We start from the raw sequence: 1,932 nt of genomic DNA, 5'->3' as shown, positions 1-1,932 counted from the left end.
TATCAACAGCCCGTGGGGCAAGCTGCTGCGCGAGTCCAGCCTGCGTGTTCCTCTCGTGGAGCAGAACCTGCGTATGCAGGGCCAGTACCTGGACCGGGAAACCGGACTGCACTACAATCTGTTTCGTTATTATGACCCGGACAGCGGACGGTTTACCCAGCAGGACCCGATAGGGCTGGCGGGCGGGATTAACCTTTACCAGTATGCGCCGAATGCGCTGGGTTGGGTGGATCCGTGGGGGCTGAGTCGGTGTAGTAGTGGAAATAAGGATAAACCGGATTTCTATGTTGGGCCAGCAGGGCCAAGTGCGACAATGCCTTCAACAGGTTATAGGTACATGAGGTATCTTGATGATGATGGAAGTATTAACGCTTGGGCTACACCAACTATCAATAATAAGGTAGCACCAGTGACTTACTTTGGTTTTAAAAAATTCGATTCAGGTTCGGAAGCGAGAGACGCTTTCCAAATAAAAGGTCTTGATAAAACTAACAAGTTAGATCCCAGAGATAAGTCCTGGAGTGATGCTCGTTTGCGCGGAGATTTTGATACCTTACAATTATATGAAAATGGAGTGCCACAAGTAAGACATCCTAGAATGTATGGCGATAAAATAGGCGCACCATTGGAGCCATTCACCGCCGCCTACCCAAAATTTGGTAAGGGTGGAGTAGAACAAATGTATGCAGAAAATAGAATGGTGCATTTCGACGAAGTAAACATATTGCCGGAGGAGTGATGGATTATTTTTCGTATAATGAAGTTTTAGATTATCTTGAAATTTTCTTTAAAAAGGAAATTAAAGATCCTGACAGCTTAAAAGAAATGCTGCTAATGTTACAATTGTGCCGGGAACATAAAACAGTCACAATCAGGGCCATAGATCAATTCTTTATGAATTACAGGAAAAAGTTTCAGGATTACACTGTACCTACTACTGAAGAAGAGGAAGTTTGGAAAAATTTACTTAATGCATGGCAATGATGATGTATCTTTTTCTATCCGGCAATAGTTTGTTAAACGGCCAAACCACCTAGGTCGCCGTCATTTATTAATAGACAGGTTAGTGGCGATGAAATCTTTTATAAATATCATGGTAAAACCAATAGATTAGGAAGGGATTTCAATTACGTCACTAAAAAGAAATATACTTCAGAGGCAGAACTAAGGAAAGATTTGGCCATCCTAAAAAAATGGGGCGTTAAGATAGACCGGGTTACAACCTTCAAACCTCAAAAAGGAACATGGGGCACTAAGGGTACTGCTGCTCCGCAAATAAGTGCTAATAGATTGGAAGTTCTGGAAGGCGGAGGCTATCAAGGACAGATAGGTATTAAGGGATTAGCAAAATCTAAGACAATTAGAACAGGTAACATGAGTTTCCAATAATATGAATATACAGAAAGCTATTGAATTTTTAATTGAACTGATCGACTTAGTAGAAAGGAAAAATAAATCACAAGGAAAGGAATTGTACAAGTCAGCATTGGATGTTTTAAAAAATGAAAATTGTTCAAATATTGATTTAGAGCTTTTGTACAGGAATTTTTGTGGGTATCTGGCTCATGGTGAGTTTGATGAAGAAGAATATCAAAAGGTGTTGCAACTGATCAGTATTTTAAATAAATAAAATCTCATTTACTCATCGCTGTCACTACCCTGATGAGGGTGACAGGGCCTGAGTAAAGTATCGCAGTATCTGCCGCTGTCGGACACCGAGTGGAGCCAGCAGGGCGAACTGGCGTGGGAGTATGACGCGCTGGGTAACTGTACTGCCCTGACGCTGCCGGATGGCCGCAACCTGAAGCAGCTTTATTATGGTAGCGGCCATCTGCTGAGCATCGCATTAGACAACCTGCCGGTCACTGAATTTACCCGTGACACAATGCATCGGGAGCTGAGCCGGACGCAGGGCGGCCTGACCATGCGCAT

The 1,932-nt window shown here is 43.1% G+C and carries 3 protein-coding genes and 1 pseudogene; all 4 read left to right on the top strand.

Features of this window, described 5'->3' with window-relative positions:
• On the top strand, positions 1-739 hold a 739-nt coding region (locus OK409_RS06595), incomplete at its 5' end, for an RHS repeat-associated core domain-containing protein (protein ID WP_264366897.1).
• Positions 739-984, top strand: a complete 246-nt coding sequence (locus tag OK409_RS06590) for a hypothetical protein (RefSeq protein WP_197980968.1) — start codon at positions 739-741, stop codon at positions 982-984. The genes OK409_RS06595 and OK409_RS06590, both read left to right, overlap by 1 nt.
• A gap of 406 nt (positions 985-1,390) precedes the next feature.
• Complete coding sequence (locus OK409_RS06585; RefSeq protein WP_264366896.1) at positions 1,391-1,630, top strand: hypothetical protein; 240 nt, start codon at positions 1,391-1,393, stop codon at positions 1,628-1,630.
• A 48-nt stretch (positions 1,631-1,678) separates the two neighbouring features.
• Positions 1,679-1,932, top strand: a pseudogene (locus OK409_RS06580) (hypothetical protein); the annotation flags it as partial.

Origin of the sequence: Pantoea sp. RG18 (assembly GCF_025910075.1) — a bacterium.
GTDB lineage: Bacteria > Pseudomonadota > Gammaproteobacteria > Enterobacterales > Enterobacteriaceae > Pantoea > Pantoea agglomerans.
The sequence above is the reverse complement of the archived record's forward strand: the minus strand, read 5'-3'. Positions and strand labels throughout refer to the sequence as shown.